Here is a 20,868-nt window from a genome sequence, read left to right on the forward strand (position 1 = left end):
GGGTCGCAGAGGTTGCCGAGATCCAGTCGCAGAACCGGGCCCTGCGGGTGGGTGTCGCCGCGCACGGCGCCGGCGAGGTCCTGGACCCACTCGCGGCTGGTGAGGACGCAGAGCCCAGGGTGTCCGGCGGCGGCGAGCTGGGTGAGCAGGGCCTGGAGTCCGGGGGCGCGCAGCTCCCCGGCCAGGGGGCCGGGCGGGTATTGCAGCGGCTCCAGGCCGTCTAGGATCAGCAGGGTACGGCCGCAGCAAATGCAGTCCGCCAGCGCCCGACCCTTGTCGACCGGGTTGGCGGAGGGCTCGATCTGCATGCCAAACCACTGGGTGGCCGCCGCGAGAAAGGGGTCCTCCGACGCCTGCCGATCCTCTCCGGTGCCCTGGCTGTAGAAGGACCAGCCGAAGACCCGGCTCGCCCCGAGCCAATCATTGGTCCGCAGCCCGTCCAGCCAGCGTTTGACCAGCGCCGTCTTCCCGGTTCCGCCCGGTGCGATCAGCTCCACCACCGAAGTTGCCGAGCCCTCGGCCCAGGCGGTGTCCAGCGCCTCCAGCTCGGGCGCGCGGCCGAGGAAGTGCTCGGCATCGGCGGGGAGGTGGTGGAGGTCGATGCGGGGAAGGGTCTCTACCATTTCAGGAAGACGGGCAGTGCAGGCGCCATGACCGGTGTCTCCGTTCAGGGTTCGCGGCGGAACGATGAGTGTATCGCCGGTGCAGGCCAGTGCAAGGTGGTCGGCCAGGGGTGTGGCGAAGTCGAGCGGCCGTCGGGGCCGTTGTGTTGGATTCCAGCCAAGGCGGCTGGTCGCCATCATTCGGTCATGGCTCGTCTCGGAGCTATCGCCGACAGCGGGAGAATAGGGGAGCGCCGCATGCAGGCTTGCCATTCGGCGCAATACGCTTTCGCTATTGCGCCCTACGATGGGCACCTCCTAAGAGTTCGTCCGGCTCGGGCATGAATTCCGCCAGGCGCGGTTCAGACCTGCCCCGCCTTCAACTGCTCCCGGATCCACCGGCACATGGGGTCCTTGTGGAACCGTTCGTGCCAGTAGAGGTGGGCGTAAGCGACCTCCTTGGTGGTTCGCGGCGGGGTCTCGCGGACCACCAGGTTGCGGCCCCGGGCGAGTTCCTCGGCGAACCGGTGCGGCAGGTGGAAGACGATGTCGCTGCGCTCGCAGAAGGCGGGGATGGAGGCGAAGCTGGAGAGACGCAGGGGCTGGTTCAGCCGCTCGCCCGGCGACAGCTGGCCCTGCTCGATGAGATCCCGCTCCACCATGCCGCCGCCGCGTCCGGTGAGCGACACCAGGCCGTGGCTGGCGGCCGCGATGCGATCGAGGGTCAGCGGGCCCTGTGCAAGCGGATTGTCCTTGCTCATCACCAGGGCGAGGCTCAAGGGGGCGAGACGGAGGCTGTGGAGCTGCGCGGTGCTCGCACTGGGCTCGAACGGGGTGACGACGAAGTGGACATCGCCGCGTTCGAGCGGACCGAAATGGTCGCGCGGCTGGCTGTTCACCTCCAGCACCATGCCGGGGGCCAGTCGGCGCATCCGCTCGAACAGGGGCGGGAGGAACCAGCCGACCTCCGGCTCCGGACCATAGAAGCGGACCACCTGGGTCGAGGTCGCAGGATCGAAGACGGGCCGGGAGACGAGGCGCTCGGTCTCGTCGAGCCAGCGGCTCAGTTCCGGCAGGAGCGCCTCGGCGCGTGCGCTGAGCTCGAATCCACGCGGGGTGCGGACCAGCAGCGGGTCGTCGAACATGGCGCGCAGCCGCTGCAGGGCGCGGCTCACGGCGGGCTGGCTCATGCCGAGCTGTTCCCCGGCCCGCGAGACGTGACGGTCCTCGAGCAGCTGTCTCAGGACGACGAGCAGATTCAGATCCAGGGTACGAAGATTCGTCATATGGATAATTAGTATCTCCGTTATGCATTGGACGCATGGATTCTCTCAGCCTAGCCTGTCGAGTTCGAAATTTAACCGCCGTCGCCTCGACGGCCGGCCAATCCGCGGAGATATGACCATGACACTCGATTCGCCCACCCGGCTCAGTCCGAACACCATTGCACTGCATTGGATCGTCGCGCTCATGATGATCGGCCTGCTGGCCGTCGGGGTCTACATGACCGAGAACGGCGTCTATGCGCTCTACCCCTGGCACAAGTCGCTCGGGGTCCTGATCGTCCTGTTCGTGGTCCTGCGCCTGGTCTGGCGCATGGTCAACGGCTGGCCCAAGGCGGTCGGCGACTATACGTCCATCGAGAAGCGGCTGGCGAAGATCGTGCACTGGGTGCTCATCGTCGGAACGGTCCTGATGCCGATCTCCGGGGTCATGATGTCCGGCATGAGCGGGCATGGCGTCTCCTTCTTCGGGCTCGAACTGATCGCGCCCAATCCGGATCCGGCCAATCCGCAGGAGGTCCTGCCGCTCAACGCGACGCTGGCCCAGATCGGTCATCTGGTGCATGGCTGGGTCGGCTATCTGCTGATCGGCGCCATCGTCCTGCATCTGGTGGGCGCGCTGAAGCACCATCTCATCGATCGAGACGGCACCCTGAGACGCATGCTCGGCCAGGAGGTGCAGGTGGCATCCTGATGCGACCGGACCCATCTGGGGATGGGTCCGTTCAGCAGCCACCGAGGGCCGACACATGACCAACCGAACCATTGAGATGGACGACCGGCTTCACGCCTATCTGGTCGCGCATTCGCTGCGCGACTCCGAGGTGAAGCGGCGTCTGCGCGAGGAGACGGCCCCCTTGGCTAGGGCCGGGATGCAGATCGCTCCGGAGCAGGGCCAGCTGATGGGCCTGCTGGTGGAGCTGACCGGTGCCCGCCGCATCGTCGAGGTCGGGACCTTCACCGGCTACAGCGCCCTGTGCATGGCCGAGGCCATGCCGGCCGAGGGCGAGCTGATCTGCTGCGATCTGAGCGAGGAATGGACCGGCATCGCCCGGCGCTTCTGGCGCGAGGCGGGGGTCGATGACCGCATCGATCTGCGGCTGGCCCCGGCGCTGGAGACCCTGGACGGCCTGCTGGCCGAGGGTCGGGAGGAGTGGTTCGACATGGCCTTCGTCGACGCCGACAAGTCGAACTACGGTCAGTATTTCGAGCGTTGTCTGCGTCTGCTGCGCCCCGGCGGGCTCATGCTGCTCGACAATACCCTCTGGGGTGGGAAGGTGGCCGATCCCGAGCAGCAGGACGCGGACACCCTGGCCATCCGCGCGCTCAACGACCGCTTGGTCGAGGACGCGCGGGTGAACTTGAGTCTGCTGCCGATCGGCGACGGGCTGACCCTGGCGCGCAAGCGCTGATTCGGGGGCTCGATCAATCGGGCCGGTGGGCCAGCAGACGCGATGAGTTGAGCAGGATCCCCAGGGTGTGGCTGATGTGGATGATGCCGCCCATGGCGGGCGACAGGATGCCGAGCGCGCCTAGAACGACCCCGGCCAGGTCGGTGACCACGGCGAAGGCATAGTTCTGATCGGCGGTGCGCAGGGTGCGGTCGCTGAGCCGGCGGATGGCGATCAGCTTGCGCACGTCGCTGTCGGCGAGCGCGATGTCGGCGATCTCGATCGCGACCTCGGAACCGCCGGCCCCCATGGCGATGCCGATCTCGGCCTCGGAGAGGGCCAGTGCATCGTTGACGCCGTCCCCGACCATCACCAGAGATCCATGTTCCCGGCGCAGCTGCCGCACCACCTCGGCCTTGTCCTGCGGCAGCAGTCCGGCGTGACAGGAGTCCAGACCCAGCTCGCGGCTCAGTCCCTCGGCCACGGCCGGCTCGTCGCCCGAGATCAGACAGAGATGGGTCACGCCCTCGGCGCGCAGTGCCTCCAGCGTCTCGCGGACGCCGGGACGCAGCTGGTGACGGATCCCCAGTACCCCCAGCACCTCGCGGTCCAGCGCCACGTAGACGCTGGTCAGTCCGCGCTCGCTCATTTCCTCGGCCGCGTGACGCAGACGCCGGTTCAAGCGCAGACGCTCGGACTCGAGCAGACGGGCGTTGCCGAGCAGCACGGTGCGCTCCCGCACCTGGGCCTTGACGCCCTGTCCGAGCAGGTGCTCGCTCAAGGCATGCTGCTCGGGCTCGACGCCCTGGTCCCTGGCGTGCTCCACGATCGCATGGGCGAGCGCGTGCGGGTTGTGCTGCTCCGCCGAGGCGGCCCAGAACAGCAGTTCCTGCGAATCCTCGGCCACCACCTCGGCGACCTCCGGGGTCTCGGTGGTCAGGGTGCCCGTCTTGTCGAAGCACCAGCATCGGGCGCCGCCGATCTGCTCCAGATAGATGCCGCCCTTGACTAGGATCTGACGGCGCGCGGCATTGTGGATGGCCGCGCTCACGGCCGTGGAGGCGGCGAGGATGGTCGAGCAGGGACAGGACATCACCAGCATGACCGTCAGCGCGCGGCTCAGGCTCTGGGTTAGCACCAGGGTGCCGAGGGTCGAGATCGTACCGAGCTTCAATAGACGGGCCGCCAGGACGTCGGCGCGCTCCTGCAGCGGGGCCTTCTGGTCGAGCGAGGCATCGACCAGTGCCGCGATACGGGCCAGATAGGTGTCCTCGCCGACCTCGCACGCCCGCACGTAGAGCACGCCCTGTTCGAGATAGCTGCCGGCGAAGACCCGCTCGCCCTGGGTCTTGTAGACCGGCTCGGCACGGCCGGTGATGGCCGCCTCGCTCAGCTCCGCCGCGCCCTGTTCGATCTCGCCGTCGACCGGGATCTTCTCTCCGGTGCGGATCACCACCAGATCGCCCGCCTTCAGCTCCGCCACCGGGGTGAGGATCTCGGCGCCGTCGATCACCAGCCAGGTGTCCTTGATTGACAGGGAGAGCATGCGCCGGATCTCGCGCCGCGAGCGGTTCGCCACATAGGTCTCCAGCAGCCGGCCGCCGTGGAGCACGAAGATGATCTCGAAGGCGGTCAGTGCCTCGCCGACCAGGATCGCCAGGACCAGCGAGAAGGCCAGGAACTGGTGGATGGTGAAGCGCCGCTCGGTAAAGGTCTCGTGCCAGGCATCGCGCAGCAGGGGCAGGGCGCCGATCAGGGCGATCAGCCCGGTCGGGCTCAGTGCGGACTGGGCCACGGGGCGTTTCAAAAGGTGCTCGCGGACCAGCACGTATCCCAGATAGCCGCAGAGCAGACCGAAGCCGAGCAGACGCCAGAACCAGGAGCCGTTTTTCTTGTCTTTTTGTGTTGTCTGCCGGCAGCCGCGACATTGGATGGCGCTATCGGTCTCCGCGTCCGCAGGCTCGGCACACATGGGATCGAGCAGGATGGCGTCGATCATGGATTTGAGCGCGACCGCATCGATCAGGGATTCCTGATAACGCAGTGCCAGGGATGCGCAGCCCGGATTGCAGCTCACCTCCAGCACACCGTCGACGCCGCTGAAATGGCGCTCGAACCGTGACGCCAGGGCATGGTTTCCCGTCAACGGCTGGATACGCAGCCGCACGCGGCCGGGAATCTGATGACGTGTTCGGATCATGCCTCTGTCTCCTCGCTGCGCTCCGGCACATCCGGGCGATCCGCGATCGGTTTTGAAACGATAATGATTGGCGTTTATTTTGCGGGCGTCATTGACATCGCACAATCTCGAATCGAAACCTGAATCACTTCGTTCGGCCACGAGGTTTCCAGCGACCTGGGTGTTCATGCAGGGTCGGTTCATCCTGCGATGGCCGACCGGAATGATGTTGGGCGCCGGCTTCGACGACCGGCCGGCGTGTCAGCTGTCAGAGCGTCAGGATCCAATCGACCAGGGCTTTGATGTTCTCATCGCTGACCGCAACATTGGGCGGCATCGGGATCTCTCCCCAGTTTCCCGATCCCCCGGCCTTCACCTTGGCGGCGAGCCGCGCGGGCGCGCCGTCATCCCCCTTGTATTTCGCGGCGACATCCTTGTAGGCGGGCCCGACGATGGCGGCGTCGACGCTATGGCAGACGGTGCAACCGCTCTTTTGGGCGAGCGCCAGATCTGCGGTTGCGATTTGACCGTAAAGGCTGGCGAAGAGACCGAGGCCCGCGATGGCGATGGGGTTTAGATTCATCAGAGTAAGCCTTGAGATGTCAACAATGCTGTTTTTGATTTAAGAATGGACGCCAGCGCTGCGCTCATTGGTTCGCCCTGGGTGGCAAGGTCTTTTGGGGTGGAAGGCTCGAATCCGGACGTCCAGGTGTCGGCGAAATCGAGCGGTGCCGCAACCCTGCCGCGACGGACGAGGCGTTCGGTTTCGATGCCGTCGATGCGCACGATCCAGCGCCAATTGTCGGCCAGGGCCGTTGCATTCGGGGTCAGGCGGCTTGAATTGGACAGGGCGTCCAGCCGATTCGAATCCGAACCCTGTCGAAGGATGGGCTCGGCCACCAGTCGCGGCATCACGTCGGTTGCCCGCAGCCAATAGCCGGATTCGTCCAGTCTGGACGGGTTCTCGGGCCCCCAGGCGCTGGCATCCATCGACCAGGTCACCTCGATGGCGCAGCCTTGCGGCGGGCATTCGCCGACCTCGATGGCCAGGCGTCCATCCTCGACGCGACTGTATGCCTCGCGGCATTGCACGCTGGTCTTCTCGATGCGGACACCGGGCGGCAGGGCGGCCTGCACGACACCCTGCTCGGCGCGGGCACCGACCATGATGAGCAGCCCTCGAAGCCGGCGCTCGCGCGGGGTCACTTGGAGCTGAATCCAGCCGCTTTCGACCGAGAGCGGCGCGGTCTGCCGTAGCGGATCTTGCTCCAGGTCCAAACCTTCGTGGAGCTGGCGCTCTGGACTCGAATCGTAGCCGGCCGCCAAGGAGGGAGCGGCGAACCAGGATGTCTGGAGGCCGATCAGCAGGGCGGTGAAGAGAGGGCCTTGATGACGGATGCCGATCGGTCTGTCCGACAGCCTGTGTGTCCGGGCCGGTCCGGGACGCTGAAAACTGAACATGGGCCATGCACCTCTGGCTGGTCTGTTGGAGGGGCGAATGGCTGTTCACGTCCGAGAGGAGGCATCTGAATCTGTCCTCGTCTCCCGGCGGAATGGCTTATTTGGTAACGATTCTCATTAAGTTTTGCATGGCCTGGATCGGTCGGCAAGTGGTTTTTGTATTCGATAGAGCAGGACGGTGGTCCAGACGCCATGGGTTGGATAGGCGTCCGGATGTCCTCCAGATAGACCCTCGCCGGATCAAAGCACCAGGAAGAGAATCACCCCGCCGAGCAGAAAGCGGTAGAGCACGAACGGCAGCATGCTGATGCGCTCGATGAAACGCAGGAAGAAATGGATGGTGATATAGGCGACCAGGAAGGAGAACTGGGCGCCGATGAGCAGGGCGGTCCAGTCGACCGGCTCGACCGCCTGCGCGAGATCGATGCTCTCCAGCAACCCGGCCATGATGATGGTCGGGATGGAGAGCAGGAAGGAGAAGCGGGAGGTCGCCTTGCGATCGAGTCCGAGCATAAGCCCGGCGGTGATGGTGATGCCGGAGCGCGAGGTGCCGGGGATGATGGCGATCGCCTGCATGCTGCCGATGAAGAGCGCGTCACGCCAGTTGAGGCTGTATTCGTCGCGGCTGCGCTTGCCGCGCCAATCGGCCAGCCACAGCAGCAGTCCGAATCCGATGGTGGTTCCGGCGATCACCAGGGCGATCAGGGTGTCGTCCTGGCGCAGCATTTCCAGCACCGATTTGAGCGGGAGGCCAAGTAGCACGACCGGGATGGTGGCGATGACGATCATCCAGCCGAGCCTGGCGTCGGGGTCGTCCAATCGGCGTGTCCCGAACGAACGTAGAACGGCCAGCGTCATCCGCACGATTTCCTTGCGGAAATAGATCATGACGGCGGCGAGCGTGCCGACATGCACCGAGACGTCGAACGCCAGACTCTGCAGATCGAAGCCGAACAGCAGCGGCGTGAGGACGAGATGTCCTGAGCTTGAGATGGGCAGGAATTCGGTGATGCCCTGGACGAGCGAAAGGATAAGGATCTGGGTGGCTTCCACGCTGGCGCTCCTGGATGACAAGGAGCGGGAGTATATCCCAGCCGAGGCGAAACGAAATCGGTCGGGCAGACGAGGACCTATCGGTCGTGAAACCCTGCCTTGAGTCCACAAACGCATGTGACGCGAGACCTAAAGAGCAATGTGGACTTGGTCTCAGGATGGGAATGTCTTCAAAATATCTCCCACTGACGGAACAGCACGGCCATCAGCATGAGAGAGCCACTATGATGTGTAACCGTTTCAGAATATTCAGTCTATTACTTCTCGCCTTGGCTGCTCCTCCGGGGCATTTTTCTATTGCCAACGATCAAGTTGCTGTCTCTACGACTCCTATTAGGCAACATACGTCGCAACCCAATCGTACGCTCAGTATCACCGGGTCGTTCGGAGCAGTGGATCTGTCCAACCGGGAGTTGTCACGGGCCTTCTACAATCTGGTCTTCCTGGCATCCGAAAACATTCCCCTGGAATGGGCCGGCGATGTCGACAGCTGCGACGCGGGCACGATTTCGACCGACTTCATGGATGCAACGCTCTTACGGGTCAACTATTTCAGGGCCATGGCAGGAGTGCCGAGCGATGTCGTACTGAGCGCCGAGGGCAATCTCATGGCCCAGCAGGGGGCCTTGATGCTGAGCGCGAACGATGAGCTCAATCACAATCCGCCATCGACCTGGCTCTGTTACACGCCAGACGGCGCCCAGGCATTGGACGATGGCTCCTTGTCGGGGGGCACCAACGGGCCGGGTTCGGTCTATTCCGCCTTTCGCGATAACGGTGACAACAATGCCAGCACCGGTCATCGCTATTCGACCCTGCTGCCGACAACGACCCAATTGGGCACAGGCGATATTCCTGAGCTCGGCGATCATAAGGAGCGCCATGTCAGCTATTGGGTGGATCGTGACCACAATGCCCCCTGGGGAATCCTGAGGGACGGATTCATCGCTTGGCCTCCGCCGGGATTCGTCCCCTATCCGATCGTTTTTCCACGCTGGTCGTTGTTCTACCAAGACGCTGATTTCAGCGCGGCGACGGTCGAGATGAGCAAGGATCGAGCGGCGGTTCCGGTGGTGATCGATTCCCGTAACAACGACTATCGCCAGAGCATCGTCTGGGTGCCCGAGGGATATGATCCAGGCCAATACTCCCAAATCTGGAATCGAGTCGAGCAGGACACGACCTATTCCGTCGTGGTGCGCAATGTCGTCATCGGGGGGATCGCAAGAGACCTGTCGTATCAGGTCACGATCATGGATCCGGCCGATGCCGGACATGAAGACCTGCTGGATATCAGTGGACCGGACAGCGTTCCGTTTGGAGCGACCGCAGCCTATCGTTTCTCGACACTCGACTGGTCCGACAGATATGAGATCAGAACCTTTTCCGTCACGCCCATGGACTATGCCAATGGAGCGGAGGACTCCACGGATGACATCATCGACGGTACAGCCACGGATTATCCGCTGCTAACCGCTGAGGTTTCGGCAAGCGGGAACAGCGCATTCCACCTCGCACACCCTGATTACAACGAGGATCAGTATTTCCAACTGCCCGGCGACTATCTGATCGGCGTCGATTCGCATCTGTCATTCGCAAGCCGTCTTGGCTATGCATCGGACGCACAGGTCGCCCGTGCCCAGATCTCGCTGGATTCGGGCCAGACTTGGGTCGATCTCTGGTCGCAGGCCGGAACCCCAGGAACCGATGACCCAGGAGAAACAAGCTTCAGCAGCGTCAGCCTCTCTTTGGAGGCTTATTCCGACTATGTCGGTCAGTTTCGTTTTTTCTACGATCACCTTGGCCAAAGTGGGTACAACGCCAAAACGAAAGCCGGCTTCGGCTGGTACGTCGACGATGTGCTGCTGCTGGATGTCGAGCAGCTGAACGATGAGGACATGAGTATCAGCGATGGCAAAGGAGAGTTTTCACTCGACGTCGATTCGCAGAAAGACCTTTGCCTACAGGTCAGAAACGCCCCTTGGGAAGGCTTTGACGGCCTGGAGTGGGGGCCGGTCAAGCGGGTCTCCGTCGTCGGTGAGTTGCCAACGCGAACGACCGATTGGATGGTGACCGAAATCTACCTCGCGACCCTTGGCTATGCCCCGGACGATGAAGGGCTTCAATATTGGGTCGACAACATCGCACAGAACGGCTGGACGCCGACTCGGGTTGCTCAAAGCTTTTTCGATCAGCCTTCCGTACAGGCAATGTATCCTGCGGAAGATGGCGACCTTGCCTTGATCGAGGCGCTCTATCACAACCTATTCGCACGTGAACCTGACACGCAAGGCCTCAGCTATTGGCGTGGGGAACTCGAGAGCGGTCGTATTCGACGCAACCAGATGATCATCGCCCTTGTCGATGGTGGTTGGGCCAATGCCGAAGCCGTCGAGGACATGAGGCGTTTTGGAAACCGTGTCGAAGTAGGGCTTGCCTTCGCGGAAGAACAGGCGGCTCGCGGCATCGTTTTCAGCAGACTGACGGCGGAGGACCAGGAACGATTGCGCCTGATCGGACAAACACTGCTCGCCGATGTAACGAGCGATACGGCCACTCGCGATGCCGCCATCGCCAGCATTGGCGAACGACTGGAATCACTCGATCTATGACGAGCATCAGTTTCGATGCTCATATCCGGGCTAGTACCTCGCACCTGAAATTCAGTGGTGAATTTACGCCATCAGTGGCTTGCCAATGTAGGTCCAGCGGAAGGGCTTGGCGAGAGTCTGATTGAAGAAGTCGATGAATTCGAGGATCCGTGCTTTGAGCTCCTCGGTAGATGAGAACCGTCCGCGCTTGAGTAGGCGTCGGGTCAGAATGCCGAACCAGATCTCGACTTGGTTGAGCCAGGAGCAGTGCTTGGGGGTATAGACGAAGCGGATGCGGTGCGTGGGATCCTGGAGGAATGCGGCACGGGAGGCCATGCTTTTGAGGATGCCGTCCTGGCCTTTGTGACCGAGATCCGTCGTGATCTCACAGCGCTGAGCGACGAACTCCACCAGGCTGGCCGATTGGTGGATATTGAGCTGATCGCAGATGAAGATCCATTCGCCTTTCGGATCGGTGTCGACGGTGGCGGTGAGATGGGCGAGGAAGTCGGCTTCGGTGCGGGTGTCGCCGATGGAGGGCGCGAGGATCTGCCCAGTAGCGACCTCGAAGTTGGCTATTAGCGCCTGGGTGCCGTGGCGCGTGTATTCGAACTCGACGGCCTCGGGGCGACCGGGGCGCATCGGATGCGACGGATGGATCGGCTCCAGGGCCTGAATGCCGGTCTTCTCGTCCGTGGAGATGACATGCACGCCCTGCTCATGGAGTTCCTGTGCTTGCTTGCACACCGTGCGGATCTCCTCGCGAAAGGCCGCCTCGTCAGGAATCTTGGGATTGAGCCAGTAGCGGGTCCGATGCGGCTTGAGGTCGGCCTGATTTTAAAATACGGCCGATTGTCGTGGCCGAAATGGTTGGCGCAATGCCGCGCTGGATCGTTTCGCGCACCAAATCCTTGCGCGTCCAGTGGGTCAAGGGAGGGGGTGGTGTTTCGCAGGCCAGGGCGATGATCTGGCAGATCTGCTCGGGCGTGAAATCGCCTGGGGCCCCGGAGCGCGGACGATCGGCCAGCACCGCTTCGATTACCGCGCGCAGGCGCTTGGGCTGATCCGTTGCGGCGGCCAAGCGGTCATGGGCGTCGAGCCAACGTCGGCGCCATTGACCGACGCCGTCTTCGTTGACGCCAAGGGTGGATGCAATGTGCTTGTTGGTCTCACCGTCAGCGGCGCGCAGCACCATCTGCGAACGTTGGACCAAGCGGTGGGGCGTTTCGCGACTGCGCGCAATGCGCTCGAGCTCTGTGGGTTGCTCCGGGCAGAAAACAATCAAAGGGGCTGGACGGGCGATGGCTGTCGACTCTTCTCGCTGGGATGGGATCGTCGTCGGCCATTATCCTGATAATTTCAAGCTTGTGGTACTAGCCACCCATCGTTCCCATCCTGTCCACCTCGAGAGTCAAACCGCGCCTTTGCCAAAGAGGACAACCTCGACGGTTTGGATGATGATCAGCAAGTCCAAGAAGATGCTGTAATTCTTGACGTAGTAGAGATCGTACTCGAGCTTGCGCAACGCATCCTCCTCAGAGCTTCCATAGGGAAATCGCAGCTGCGCCCAGCCAGTCAAGCCAGGCTTGACGCGGTGCCGCACTGCGTAGTAAGGAGACGTCTGAATCAGGTCGACGACGAATTGAGGCCGCTCCGGCCTTGGTCCGACGAAGCTCATGTCGCCCTTGAGCACAGAGACGAGCTGAGGAAGCTCGTCGATCCGCGTCTTGCGCATGACGGCGCCGACACGAGTGACGCGCGGATCATTTTTCACTGCCCAACGCGCCCTTCCGTCCGCCTCAGCGTCGCACACCATACTGCGAAACTTGGTAATCCGAAACGCTTTCCCGTTCGCCCCAATCCGCGTCTGATGGTGGAAGATGGGCTCGCGAAACCGGCCCTCGATCCAGACGGCGAGCCCAGCCAAAGCCATCAATGGACTCATCACAACCAGCATGATTGACGACAACGAAAGATCCATGCCGCGTTTGACCAAGCGAGTCATGGCGCCTTGGCCGAAGCCACCATCATGGAGGAGCCAACTAGCGGTCAGGAGATCGAGTTTCACCAACCCAAGCTCGCGCTCGTAGAAGGTCAACGCATCGAGGACTCTGATGCCGCTCATGCGACAATCCAACAGCGCCTCCATCGGTAAACGTCCACGCCGATCGCTCAGCGCCAAGACAATCTCATCAGCATCGTGTCGCGCGACCAGCTCAGACAGCGACTCAGACGCGTCCAAGACCGGGAGTTTGCCGAGACGTCGCTCTTGGGCCACGCCCGCCGCTGCATCCTCACCATTAGCGCCCCTACTCGGAATGACGACCCCCACGAAAGCCAAGCTCCGCCTCCCGACACGCGTCAGCTCTTGAGCGACGGGACCATCACCCACGACCAGGACATGGCGTCGGAAGATGGTCGGGTTGACGAAGTAAGCAGCCGAGCGCAGCCCACCAATTGCGACGAACGAAATGACTGCATTGATCGCGAGAACGCTGCGCCAGAAGTCGAGCCCGCGAAAGAAGAACGAGATGGCCCCGAGCATGGCGCTGCCGAAGAAGATGGCAAGGACGATACGCAGGATTGAGCCAGTCCACCCCTCACGGACGCTCGTCTCGTACAAACCGAGCGACGCCAAGGCAACAAGGAGGACCGTTCCAACAAGCATCCCAGAAGCCACCAACTCCCAGAAGGGCAGCGGCATTGGCCGATCTATCGTCCACCAACGAACCTCGGTGGCGATGATGAAGGACGTCAGCAGCAGCAGACCTTCAACGATTGCAAGCAGCAGCAGTGACAGTCGAATATAGTGTCCAAAAACACGAACCGAAGACATACTCCTTTCCTCTTAATCGGTTGACCGTCAGTCGTCGATCAACTGCCCTAGTCGCCGAGAGCAGCAGATCCACACCGCGAGGTGTCGCCCGAAGCTCTGAGGACGTCGGAGGACAAAAAACCACGGGGTCTGCATAAATTACGGACGGGTCGGCGTCAGGCTATGGCATCGGTATTCAGCGGCGCTGAAACCTCTCCTCGACAGCAATAGGCGGTCTAGACAGACTTCTGACGCCGATACGCCGCAAAGCCTTGCTTCCGAGGTGCTGAAACAGCAATATAGGCGGCATCCGCAGCCAATGGGCGCGCATATAGAGCAGCAACCTAGAAAAGGCCGCGCGACGCCTGGGATGGTCGGGATGCTCGGGCAGCAGTGCCAGGGGGATCAGCCGATCCATCAGCCACCGTAATGGCAGGACCGGTCCCTGACTCGCTACGCCTTGCAAGGCCGCTGCCGGAACTTGGGTCCCCAGCAACGCCGCAGTGTATCGCAACCCGTAATAGAGAAGCCGCCCAAGACCGAGTTGCTCCGCGCGCACCAAGAGCCGATCCCAAAAAGCAGGGTCTTTGCCAAACTGGCGCAGCAGGTCGGCGACATCGACCAGATCCCGAAACCGCAGCCCCTCCTGCGGATCTGCTTCCAAGAGGAGATGCACCAAGGCATGCAGGACCATGTCCTCCGCCGCGAGCCTGTACGCCCGACCACCTGGCACCCGACTGATCCGCGCTATCAGTAGCGCAGGATCGAAATGAAACCGACTGGTACGCGGCAGGATGCGATGATGGACATCGATCTCGGTGTCGCGCTCCGCATGGCGCAGCGGCGGAATCTCATGCATCCAGCGCCGGTAGTAGCGATCATCGTAGTACTCGATCGCACCGCGAATCCAACCGCGCTCCAAGAGCTGCGACTCGACCGCAGCGAGATCCGACTCAGGCACCATGAGATCGACGTCCGATGCCAGCCGACCACGCGCCGCAGGCAAGCCAGCCAGCATATAGGCGACACCCTTGAGCACAATCACCGGCACGTCCAGGTCCTGCAGGACCCAGAGGACACGATCGACCTCCCAGGTGAGGCGAATCTGACGGTGCGCCACCAGCGTGCGCGCCGACTGCAACTGCCGCGCAGCGCGCTCCGGCACAGTGCTCCAAAGACCCGCGTCGGCGACGTCCTCTGCAAGGCGGCCAAGCAAGCGTGCATGCCGCGCCACACGTAGCAGCAGATTCCAGTCGGCCGCGCGCAGATCGCCTAAGCGCGCGGGCTCACGCAAGGCTGCCAGCAAGAGCCCAGACGCTCGCTCGGCTTGACGCGCAGCATCAAACACGCGCGCCCCCCGCCAGCGCATCCAGCGCCGCGATCGCCTCCGCTAAATCCGAATAGACGAGCCGATAGCAATCGCTGCCATTCACCATGCGCCCGACCAGCTCGAACGCCTGTTGCCCCACCACCTCATAGTTGAAGGCATTGGTCGCCACCATCAGAAATGCCTCGGGCTTGACCATTGGCTCCAACTGCAGCGGGGCATCCGCAACCCAACGGGGAAACACCAGCCAACGTGCCCGTGCCGGCTCGCTCATTCGCGTGACACTCTCCTCCGGAGGCCGAACATGGGCGACATTTCCCTTGCGGGTCCCGAGGAACGTAGGTCCCAGATGAGCTTTTGGCGCAAAGTCCCGAATGACCTCGATCGAGGTATTCTTCAGTGGGATCAGGCGCGGGAATGGCAGCAGCTGACCTCTCTCAGCGTCGACCAGCCCAAACTCGTCCGAGAAGAGCCGCCAACCCGAATGAGCCAGCGCCGCGCAGAGCGTGGATTTGCCGTGCCCGGGCCAGGCGGGCAGCAAGAGTGCATTACCATTGCGCTCGAGTACGGCCGAGTGCAGCAGCAGCAGATGGTGAGAGCGCTGAGCAATGCAGAAATTTAGGCCCCATTCGAGCATCGGCAGGTGATGCCGCGCGGGGAAAGGACCAAAGGGTGCGCGGCCATCGACACGGAAGATCGAACTGGGCCGAAACCAAGGACGGTACCAGCCGTTCCAATCGACGCGCAGATGACAGTCGCGCAGCGGCTCTTCGGGGCACAGAGGATAGTGTCCCCACATCTCGTGGAGCAGTCGAGCCAAATCTGACACGGCCGTCTGCATCCGGACAACGAAGGGGCCAATGCGGACCACGACGCCATCGCCACCACGCAGCGCACGCGACCAAGCAGCCGGTGTGAACTCGCTGATCTTCACAGCGGCTCGGACCCTGACTCACTATCCGCAAGCCCGAGTTCAACGAAGCGGTCCAGGACCCCTTTCAGCTCGGCGTCGCCTGGACCCTGACCGGCCGCGTCGCCTTCATCCATGCCCGCCTCGGCCAGCACCCGACGCCGCACCTCACTCAGCCCAAGCGGATTCTCGCCAAGACACGCAAAGACGATGGCGCCGAGGCCGTTGAGATAGTGTGTCTCTCCCGAAGCGAGCTGATACAGAAGCTGCTCGCCGTCCCACTCCAGCGCAAGCACATTCCCCGTCGAAGCCTTTCGATACAGCAGCATCCTTCCATTCCTTCAACACGATCCACAGCCTAGCGAGTGCACTCGCATACCTAAGAACATGGGCCGCACTCTTACCCGACGAACTCTACGCCATCACCGCCTTAGGGGCCTTAGTCATGGGTTGCTCCAACCGCATGTTCGGTGGGAGCGCGGCGCCCCGCCGCGACGGTCGCGCGATCGCGGCGGGGCGCTGCTCCCACATCGTCTTGCCTGAAGGATGCAGGCTGCTGACGCAAGCGACTGGTCGGTCCGATGATCGACGCCGCCTTAGGGTACACCTTCAGCCAAGGCTTCGCAGCCAAGGCGAGGCCGAGAGCACTCCGATTACCCGCAGTCGCCATTATTGTAGTAGCCGCTGATCGACGTCCACGCCTGACTGCTGTAGAGAGCACCCGGCGGACAGAAGTTCAATGTGACTGTCCGACCATTACAGCAATCTCCGCTAGGATCGCCCGAGCTGTGGGATCGCCCGAGGTTCAAAGCGCTTGCTTGCTGTAAGGAGCTTGCTTGCTCCATAGAATCAATGTTTTTCAGGGACGCATTCCTTGGTAGACAAATCTCAAAATCCTTGGTCTTCTCGGCACAGGTCGTGCCGGCCCTAACGCGCCGCCAACCCCACCATCCCGAAGGATTGAGCGGCTGGTGCCGCTCGCAAGCGCTAATCGCCGCCAACGCCGCGCCGCTGCGCAATGTCAGAATGACCGGAACAGCGGTCGCCGCCTGCCCCAAGAGCCGACGCCGGGAGGAATCCGGCAACTCCTGCACGCCAGCATCCTGATGCTGCCACTCCTTGTCTCCGCCCTCACTCTTGGCAAATTTCATCCTAGCTTCCTAACCCCTGATACGATGCACTAACACGCATGAAGCATGTTCCCTAAAGGCTCGTCGGACTCCAGCGCCGGAAATCAACGACGCGAAGCGTCATGAGCCACCGAAGCCCGAATAAGCATGCACCATGCCACACGCGGGGGTGCTGATGAAGCGCACAGGTTCACAAGGCAGCGACAAGAAAGTCGAGCCCTTCGAGAAGATCACCGAAGGAGGCTGCAACACATCCTGGCAGGCGATGACAAGGACTGCCACCTTACTGCCACTTCTGGCAGGACGCAGAGCTTAAGAAGACTGTGACGGTATTGGCGTGGTCGGCTTACAGCGCGCGCCAAGCGATGGAGTACGAAGGCGAACTCCGGGAAATGACCTTACCCAAAAGGCGCGGGGCGGTAGGATGGGCAAAGTCCGCACTCGGGGCCTGAGCGTCACCTCGACGCTGGACGGACGTGCCCATCCTGCAAGGCGCTGAGCTGGGACGATGGGCACGCCCCTCGATCCTCGGCATTCCGAAAGAAGCGCATCGCCAGGGCTTTGCCCATCCTACCCTACTGTGTTGACAATGATCTCCAGGCCGCCTCGAAGGCAGGATAGGCGCGGACTTGGGCATTGCCTTGAGCTAGGCGTGGGGCTTCGCGACATCACATCTGCACGGGGGGGTTGCAAGAATACCAAGCGGCTGAACTGTACATAGCATACCCACCACTATCTTCCATAACGCACACTTCATCCCCTGAACGTTCGGCACTAGCTGCAGCACATTCTCCATCAGTCTCGAATGTTTTTAATGACTGAAGCCTTTGGCAACTACTCGACTGAGCCCTTGCCGCCCCACTCCGCAACGTCAAAACCACAGGCGTCGCCGCTGCAGCGTGTCGCAACAACCACCGTCTCGACACCTGCGCCTCAGTCTTCGTTCCCGTCTTCGCATCCGTATTCACAGCAACATCTCCCCCGCTCCTTGAGCGAAATTCTCTGTCATGCCGCGCTCTCGGTCGCACTGATGATCAAGGCAATGGACCCAAGCCATCGCTTGACCTGCACGCCCCTGTGCGCCTCAACTAAAGCAACGAAAGAGAGCGTCCGAATCGGGCCGAAGCCACCAAACGCCAACCCCTTCATGTGTCACCCCAAAGAAAACACGATTCATGAAATAAGGTACCAATTGAAATCGAATGCAGATTGAATCGAGCGCAGAATGTGGCAAGCGGAGCATTGCCTCAAGCCACCCAGGCTGCCGCTCCATTTACGCGGATCATCCCGTGGACGAAACCACAGTTCGGAGACTGCATGATATGCTAACGACTGCCGCCTTGAAAACCGCCCACGAAAGTCGGATAGGCACCAAAATCTTGCGACCGACGCCCGAAAGCCTGTTGAGCCCTTCATGAGCAAGGGGCGATGGTCCGCACACGAAAGGCCACAGTCTGGATGAGAATCCTCTACCATCACCGCACCGCGTCCACGGACGGCCAAGCCGTACACATCAATGAGATTATTGGCTCATTGCGCGCGCTTGGCAACGAGGTCGTCGTCGTCGCTCCCACCGCATCCGGTCCAGAATCGATCGGAACCAGTCAAGGCTGGGTCGACTGGCTCAAGTTACGCCTGCCGCACCGCCTCTATGAGCTGCTCGAACTCGGCTACTCCCTCATCGCTTACCGCAAGCTCGCCCAGGCGATTCGAGCGACTCGGCCCGACGCCATCTACGAACGCTACAGCCTCTTCCTGCTCGCCGGTATTTGGGCACAGCGCCGCTTCAAGCTCCCGCTCTTGCTTGAAGTGAATTCGCCGCTGGCCGAAGAGCGCGCCACCCACGACGGGCTCGCCAACCGCTGGCTCGCCAAGCGCCTCGAGCATTTCGTTTGGAGACGCGCCGACGCCGTCTTGCCCGTGACTCAGGTGCTCGCCGACCAGATCGCCGCAGCCGGGGTCCCGCCCGAGCGTATCCATGTCATCCCGAACGGGATCAACGTCGCGCATTTCGCCGACGCTCCGAGCACGCCCGCGGCCAAGCAGCACCTCGGCCTCGATGGCCGCACCGTTCTCGGCTTCACCGGCTTCATCCGCGACTGGCACCGGCTCGACCGCATCCTCGATTGGATGGCCCAGCAACATCAGAGCCACCCGGAGCTGCACCTCCTGGTCGTCGGAGACGGCCCCGCCCGGGCTGATCTCGAGGCCAGGGCAAAGCGCCTGGGGCTAACGCACAACACCACCTTCACCGGCATCGTCCCGCGCGAGCACATCCCCGCACAGGTCCAAGCCTTCGACATCGCACTCCAGCCCGCCGTGGTGCCCTACGCCTCACCGCTCAAGCTGGTTGAGTATCTCGCCCTCGGACGCGCCATCATCGCCCCCAAGCAGCCCAACCTCGAAGAAGTGCTCGTCTCCGGGCACAACGCCCTGCTCTTCGACCCAGCCATCCCCGGAGACTGGGAAGCCAAGCTCAGCCAGCTCCTTGCCGACCCCGACCTGCGTGCGCACCTGGGTCAAGGCGCGCGCGACACCATCCAGGCACGCGGCCTCACCTGGAACCACAATGCCGAGCGGATCGTCGCCCTGCTCGAGCAGCTCCAGCGCAGTCAAGAGCGCCCAAGAATCGACACAGCAACACCGACCGCCCGACCCACCGATGCAAGCTCCTGACCCCTTAAGGATATCCAGATGACAGCCAAGCCCCGCCGGCCGAGCATCTGCGTTCTCAGCAGCCTCTTCCCAAGCCAGATTCAGCCAAATGCAGGCCCCTTCATCCGGGAGCGCATGTTTCGCGTCGCCCAAGCGCTGCCGCTAAGCGTCGTCTCTCCGACGCCCTGGTTCCCGATGCAGTCCCTCATCCGGCTACGCCATCCCAATTTCCGACCCGGCGCCCCGGCCTACGAGTGCCAATCCGGCATCGACGTCTGGTACCCGCGCTTCTTCTCCGTGCCCGGTCTGCTCAAGACCCAAGACCCCAGCTTCATGGCCCGAGCGGCACTGCCTCGGCTGCGCGCACTGCAAGGCGCCGGACGACTCGATCTGCTCGATGCCCACTTCGGCTATCCCGACGGCGTAGCTGCCAGCCGGCTGGCGCGGCATCTCGGCGTGCCTTTTACAGTCACCCTCCGCGGATCCGAATTCGTCTACAGTACCAAAGAGCCTTACCGCAAGCGCATGGCTGCAGCTCTTCAACGCGCCAACCATGTCATAGGTGTATCAGAGGCACTATGCCAGCTCGCCCTCTCCCTCAATGTTCCCCATGATCGCGTAACAGCCATCCCGAATGGAGTCGACAGCACGAAATTCCACCGCGTCGACCGGGAAGCCGCGCGCAGTCACTACGACATTCCGCCTAATGCTCCAACGATCGTTTCAGTTGGCCGACTCGTTGAAGGGAAGGGCATTCATCGAGTCCTCGATTGCCTGCCAGAAATGATCAAGAGCTTTCCCAGCCTGGTCTATCTAATAGTTGGAGAAGAATCGGGTCCGGAGCAATTCAAGCGTGTCTTGCAGTGTCAAGTCAAAACATTGCACCTTGAGACGCACGTCCGATTTTTGGGCTCTCTGCCTCAGTCTCACCTGAAGGTGCCTTTATCTGCCGCAGATCTATTCGTTTTGGCGACTCGCCGCGAAGGCTGGGCGAATGTCTTTCTCGAGGCCATGTCCTGCGGCCTTCCGGTCATCACGACCGATGTCTACGGCAACGCGGAAGTTGTCTGCCGCCCCGATCTCGGCCTCCTCGTCCCCTTCGGTGATCAAAGAGCACTTCAAGCAGCCATTGAACAGGGATTACGACGAGAATGGGACCGCAATGCCATCATCGAGTACGCGAAGGCGAACGATTGGAGCAGCCGCATCCGGCAGCTGCAAGTCGTCTTCGAATCCATGTTCTAGCGTCGATCATGGCTCCGGCCAGCAAGGGCGCGGGATTCGATGGACTTCGCTCTCGCTCGCCCTACAGGTCTAGACCGCGTACGAAACGGCCTTGATCATCGGGCCGTCCAGTCGCTTGAGTCGACACCCTGCATCCTTCCGTCAAAGCGACGTGGGAGCGGCGCCCCGCCGCGATCGCGCGACCGTCGCGGCGGGGCGCCGCTCCCACCGTTCGTGCGCTTAGGCC

General features: G+C 62.3%; 19 protein-coding genes. 6 read left to right on the forward strand and 13 right to left on the reverse strand.

Annotation, left to right across the window (positions count from 1 at the left end; genetic code table 11):
• The coding region (locus THIDRDRAFT_RS21745) for a hypothetical protein (RefSeq protein WP_007043084.1) at positions 1-803 on the reverse strand (803 nt) is incomplete at its 3' end.
• Positions 804-964: 161 nt separating this feature from the next.
• Positions 965-1,888: a LysR family transcriptional regulator gene (locus THIDRDRAFT_RS21750; protein WP_007043085.1), complete on the reverse strand. Its 924-nt coding sequence runs from the start codon at positions 1,886-1,888 to the stop codon at positions 965-967.
• Between the two features lie 118 nt (positions 1,889-2,006).
• On the opposite strand from THIDRDRAFT_RS21750, the gene THIDRDRAFT_RS21755 reads away from it, so the two are divergent.
• Together THIDRDRAFT_RS21755 and THIDRDRAFT_RS21760 are read left to right on the forward strand one after the other, a co-directional pair.
• Positions 2,007-2,579 (forward strand): cytochrome b, encoded by a 573-nt coding sequence (locus THIDRDRAFT_RS21755; protein WP_007043086.1) that lies wholly within the window; start codon positions 2,007-2,009, stop codon positions 2,577-2,579.
• A 55-nt stretch (positions 2,580-2,634) separates the two neighbouring features.
• Entirely contained in the window at positions 2,635-3,297 is a 663-nt protein-coding gene (locus tag THIDRDRAFT_RS21760) for an O-methyltransferase (RefSeq protein ID WP_007043087.1), read from the forward strand.
• A 13-nt stretch (positions 3,298-3,310) separates the two neighbouring features.
• Here the strand turns inward: THIDRDRAFT_RS21760 and THIDRDRAFT_RS21765 are convergent, their stop codons facing one another.
• The 4 genes from THIDRDRAFT_RS21765 to THIDRDRAFT_RS21780 all read right to left on the reverse strand — a co-directional run bounded on the left by THIDRDRAFT_RS21765 (position 3,311) and on the right by THIDRDRAFT_RS21780 (position 7,969).
• A complete protein-coding gene (locus tag THIDRDRAFT_RS21765; protein WP_007043088.1) occupies positions 3,311-5,476 on the reverse strand; it encodes a heavy metal translocating P-type ATPase in 2,166 nt (721 codons plus the stop codon).
• Between the two features lie 247 nt (positions 5,477-5,723).
• A complete protein-coding gene (locus THIDRDRAFT_RS21770; RefSeq protein ID WP_007043089.1) occupies positions 5,724-6,038 on the reverse strand; it encodes a c-type cytochrome in 315 nt (104 codons plus the stop codon).
• Positions 6,038-6,916, reverse strand: coding sequence for a hypothetical protein (locus THIDRDRAFT_RS21775; protein WP_007043090.1), 879 nt, complete (start codon positions 6,914-6,916; stop codon positions 6,038-6,040). Before THIDRDRAFT_RS21775 ends, THIDRDRAFT_RS21770 begins: the two co-directional genes overlap by 1 nt.
• A gap of 240 nt (positions 6,917-7,156) precedes the next feature.
• Positions 7,157-7,969: an undecaprenyl-diphosphate phosphatase gene (locus tag THIDRDRAFT_RS21780; RefSeq protein ID WP_007043091.1), complete on the reverse strand. Its 813-nt coding sequence runs from the start codon at positions 7,967-7,969 to the stop codon at positions 7,157-7,159.
• A gap of 86 nt (positions 7,970-8,055) precedes the next feature.
• On the opposite strand from THIDRDRAFT_RS21780, the gene THIDRDRAFT_RS21785 reads away from it, so the two are divergent.
• Entirely contained in the window at positions 8,056-10,581 is a 2,526-nt protein-coding gene (locus THIDRDRAFT_RS21785; RefSeq protein WP_216725664.1) for a DUF4214 domain-containing protein, read from the forward strand.
• Positions 10,582-10,644: 63 nt separating this feature from the next.
• On the opposite strand, the gene THIDRDRAFT_RS21790 is transcribed toward THIDRDRAFT_RS21785, so the two are convergent.
• From THIDRDRAFT_RS21790 to THIDRDRAFT_RS21820, 7 genes are all read right to left on the reverse strand, one after another.
• Positions 10,645-11,307 carry an IS630 family transposase gene (locus THIDRDRAFT_RS21790; protein ID WP_007043093.1) on the reverse strand — a complete coding sequence of 221 codons (663 nt, stop codon included), beginning with the start codon at positions 11,305-11,307 and terminating at the stop codon, positions 10,645-10,647.
• A 31-nt stretch (positions 11,308-11,338) separates the two neighbouring features.
• On the reverse strand, positions 11,339-11,773 hold the full coding sequence (locus THIDRDRAFT_RS21795) for a helix-turn-helix domain-containing protein (RefSeq protein ID WP_245535913.1): 435 nt from the start codon (positions 11,771-11,773) through the stop codon (positions 11,339-11,341).
• A 198-nt stretch (positions 11,774-11,971) separates the two neighbouring features.
• A complete protein-coding gene (locus THIDRDRAFT_RS21800; protein ID WP_007043095.1) occupies positions 11,972-13,396 on the reverse strand; it encodes a TIGR03013 family XrtA/PEP-CTERM system glycosyltransferase in 1,425 nt (474 codons plus the stop codon).
• Between the two features lie 175 nt (positions 13,397-13,571).
• Complete coding sequence (locus tag THIDRDRAFT_RS21805; protein WP_245535914.1) at positions 13,572-14,723, reverse strand: nucleotidyltransferase domain-containing protein; 1,152 nt, start codon at positions 14,721-14,723, stop codon at positions 13,572-13,574.
• Complete coding sequence (locus THIDRDRAFT_RS21810) at positions 14,716-15,636, reverse strand: HprK-related kinase A (RefSeq protein ID WP_007043097.1); 921 nt, start codon at positions 15,634-15,636, stop codon at positions 14,716-14,718. The genes THIDRDRAFT_RS21805 and THIDRDRAFT_RS21810 overlap by 8 nt, the downstream gene beginning before the upstream one ends.
• Complete coding sequence (locus tag THIDRDRAFT_RS21815; protein ID WP_007043098.1) at positions 15,633-15,941, reverse strand: HPr-rel-A system PqqD family peptide chaperone; 309 nt, start codon at positions 15,939-15,941, stop codon at positions 15,633-15,635. Before THIDRDRAFT_RS21815 ends, THIDRDRAFT_RS21810 begins: the two co-directional genes overlap by 4 nt.
• 324 nt (positions 15,942-16,265) lie before the next feature.
• Positions 16,266-16,763: a hypothetical protein gene (locus THIDRDRAFT_RS21820; RefSeq protein ID WP_007043099.1), complete on the reverse strand. Its 498-nt coding sequence runs from the start codon at positions 16,761-16,763 to the stop codon at positions 16,266-16,268.
• A 793-nt stretch (positions 16,764-17,556) separates the two neighbouring features.
• Between THIDRDRAFT_RS21820 and THIDRDRAFT_RS26570 the strand changes: the two genes are divergently transcribed.
• The 3 genes from THIDRDRAFT_RS26570 to THIDRDRAFT_RS21830 all read left to right on the forward strand — a co-directional run bounded on the left by THIDRDRAFT_RS26570 (position 17,557) and on the right by THIDRDRAFT_RS21830 (position 20,642).
• A complete protein-coding gene (locus THIDRDRAFT_RS26570) occupies positions 17,557-17,955 on the forward strand; it encodes a hypothetical protein (protein ID WP_216725665.1) in 399 nt (132 codons plus the stop codon).
• Between the two features lie 245 nt (positions 17,956-18,200).
• A complete protein-coding gene (locus THIDRDRAFT_RS21825; protein WP_050984795.1) occupies positions 18,201-19,418 on the forward strand; it encodes a glycosyltransferase family 4 protein in 1,218 nt (405 codons plus the stop codon).
• An 18-nt stretch (positions 19,419-19,436) separates the two neighbouring features.
• The gene (locus THIDRDRAFT_RS21830; protein WP_007043101.1) at positions 19,437-20,642 is read left to right on the forward strand and encodes a glycosyltransferase; all 1,206 of its coding nucleotides are present in this window, start codon (positions 19,437-19,439) and stop codon (positions 20,640-20,642) included.
• Positions 20,643-20,868: the final 226 nt, after the last annotated feature.

Source organism: Thiorhodococcus drewsii AZ1 (genome assembly GCF_000224065.1).
Classification (GTDB): domain Bacteria; phylum Pseudomonadota; class Gammaproteobacteria; order Chromatiales; family Chromatiaceae; genus Imhoffiella; species Imhoffiella drewsii.

Excerpts from the sequence above, each read along its gene's own strand:
- THIDRDRAFT_RS21775 (WP_007043090.1), bottom strand. The coding sequence starts at position 6,916 with ATGTTCAGTTTTCAGCGTCCCGGACCGGCCCGGACACACAGGCTGTCG.
- THIDRDRAFT_RS21750 (WP_007043085.1), bottom strand. The coding sequence starts at position 1,888 with ATGACGAATCTTCGTACCCTGGATCTGAATCTGCTCGTCGTCCTGAGA.
- THIDRDRAFT_RS21770 (WP_007043089.1), bottom strand. The coding sequence starts at position 6,038 with ATGAATCTAAACCCCATCGCCATCGCGGGCCTCGGTCTCTTCGCCAGC.
- THIDRDRAFT_RS26570 (WP_216725665.1), top strand. The coding sequence starts at position 17,557 with ATGACTGAAGCCTTTGGCAACTACTCGACTGAGCCCTTGCCGCCCCAC.
- THIDRDRAFT_RS21760 (WP_007043087.1), top strand. The coding sequence starts at position 2,635 with ATGACCAACCGAACCATTGAGATGGACGACCGGCTTCACGCCTATCTG.
- THIDRDRAFT_RS21755 (WP_007043086.1), top strand. The coding sequence starts at position 2,007 with ATGACACTCGATTCGCCCACCCGGCTCAGTCCGAACACCATTGCACTG.
- THIDRDRAFT_RS21830 (WP_007043101.1), top strand. The coding sequence starts at position 19,437 with ATGACAGCCAAGCCCCGCCGGCCGAGCATCTGCGTTCTCAGCAGCCTC.
- THIDRDRAFT_RS21815 (WP_007043098.1), bottom strand. The coding sequence starts at position 15,941 with ATGCTGCTGTATCGAAAGGCTTCGACGGGGAATGTGCTTGCGCTGGAG.
- THIDRDRAFT_RS21800 (WP_007043095.1), bottom strand. The coding sequence starts at position 13,396 with ATGTCTTCGGTTCGTGTTTTTGGACACTATATTCGACTGTCACTGCTG.
- THIDRDRAFT_RS21765 (WP_007043088.1), bottom strand. The coding sequence starts at position 5,476 with ATGATCCGAACACGTCATCAGATTCCCGGCCGCGTGCGGCTGCGTATC.
- THIDRDRAFT_RS21825 (WP_050984795.1), top strand. The coding sequence starts at position 18,201 with ATGAGAATCCTCTACCATCACCGCACCGCGTCCACGGACGGCCAAGCC.
- THIDRDRAFT_RS21820 (WP_007043099.1), bottom strand. The coding sequence starts at position 16,763 with ATGAAATTTGCCAAGAGTGAGGGCGGAGACAAGGAGTGGCAGCATCAG.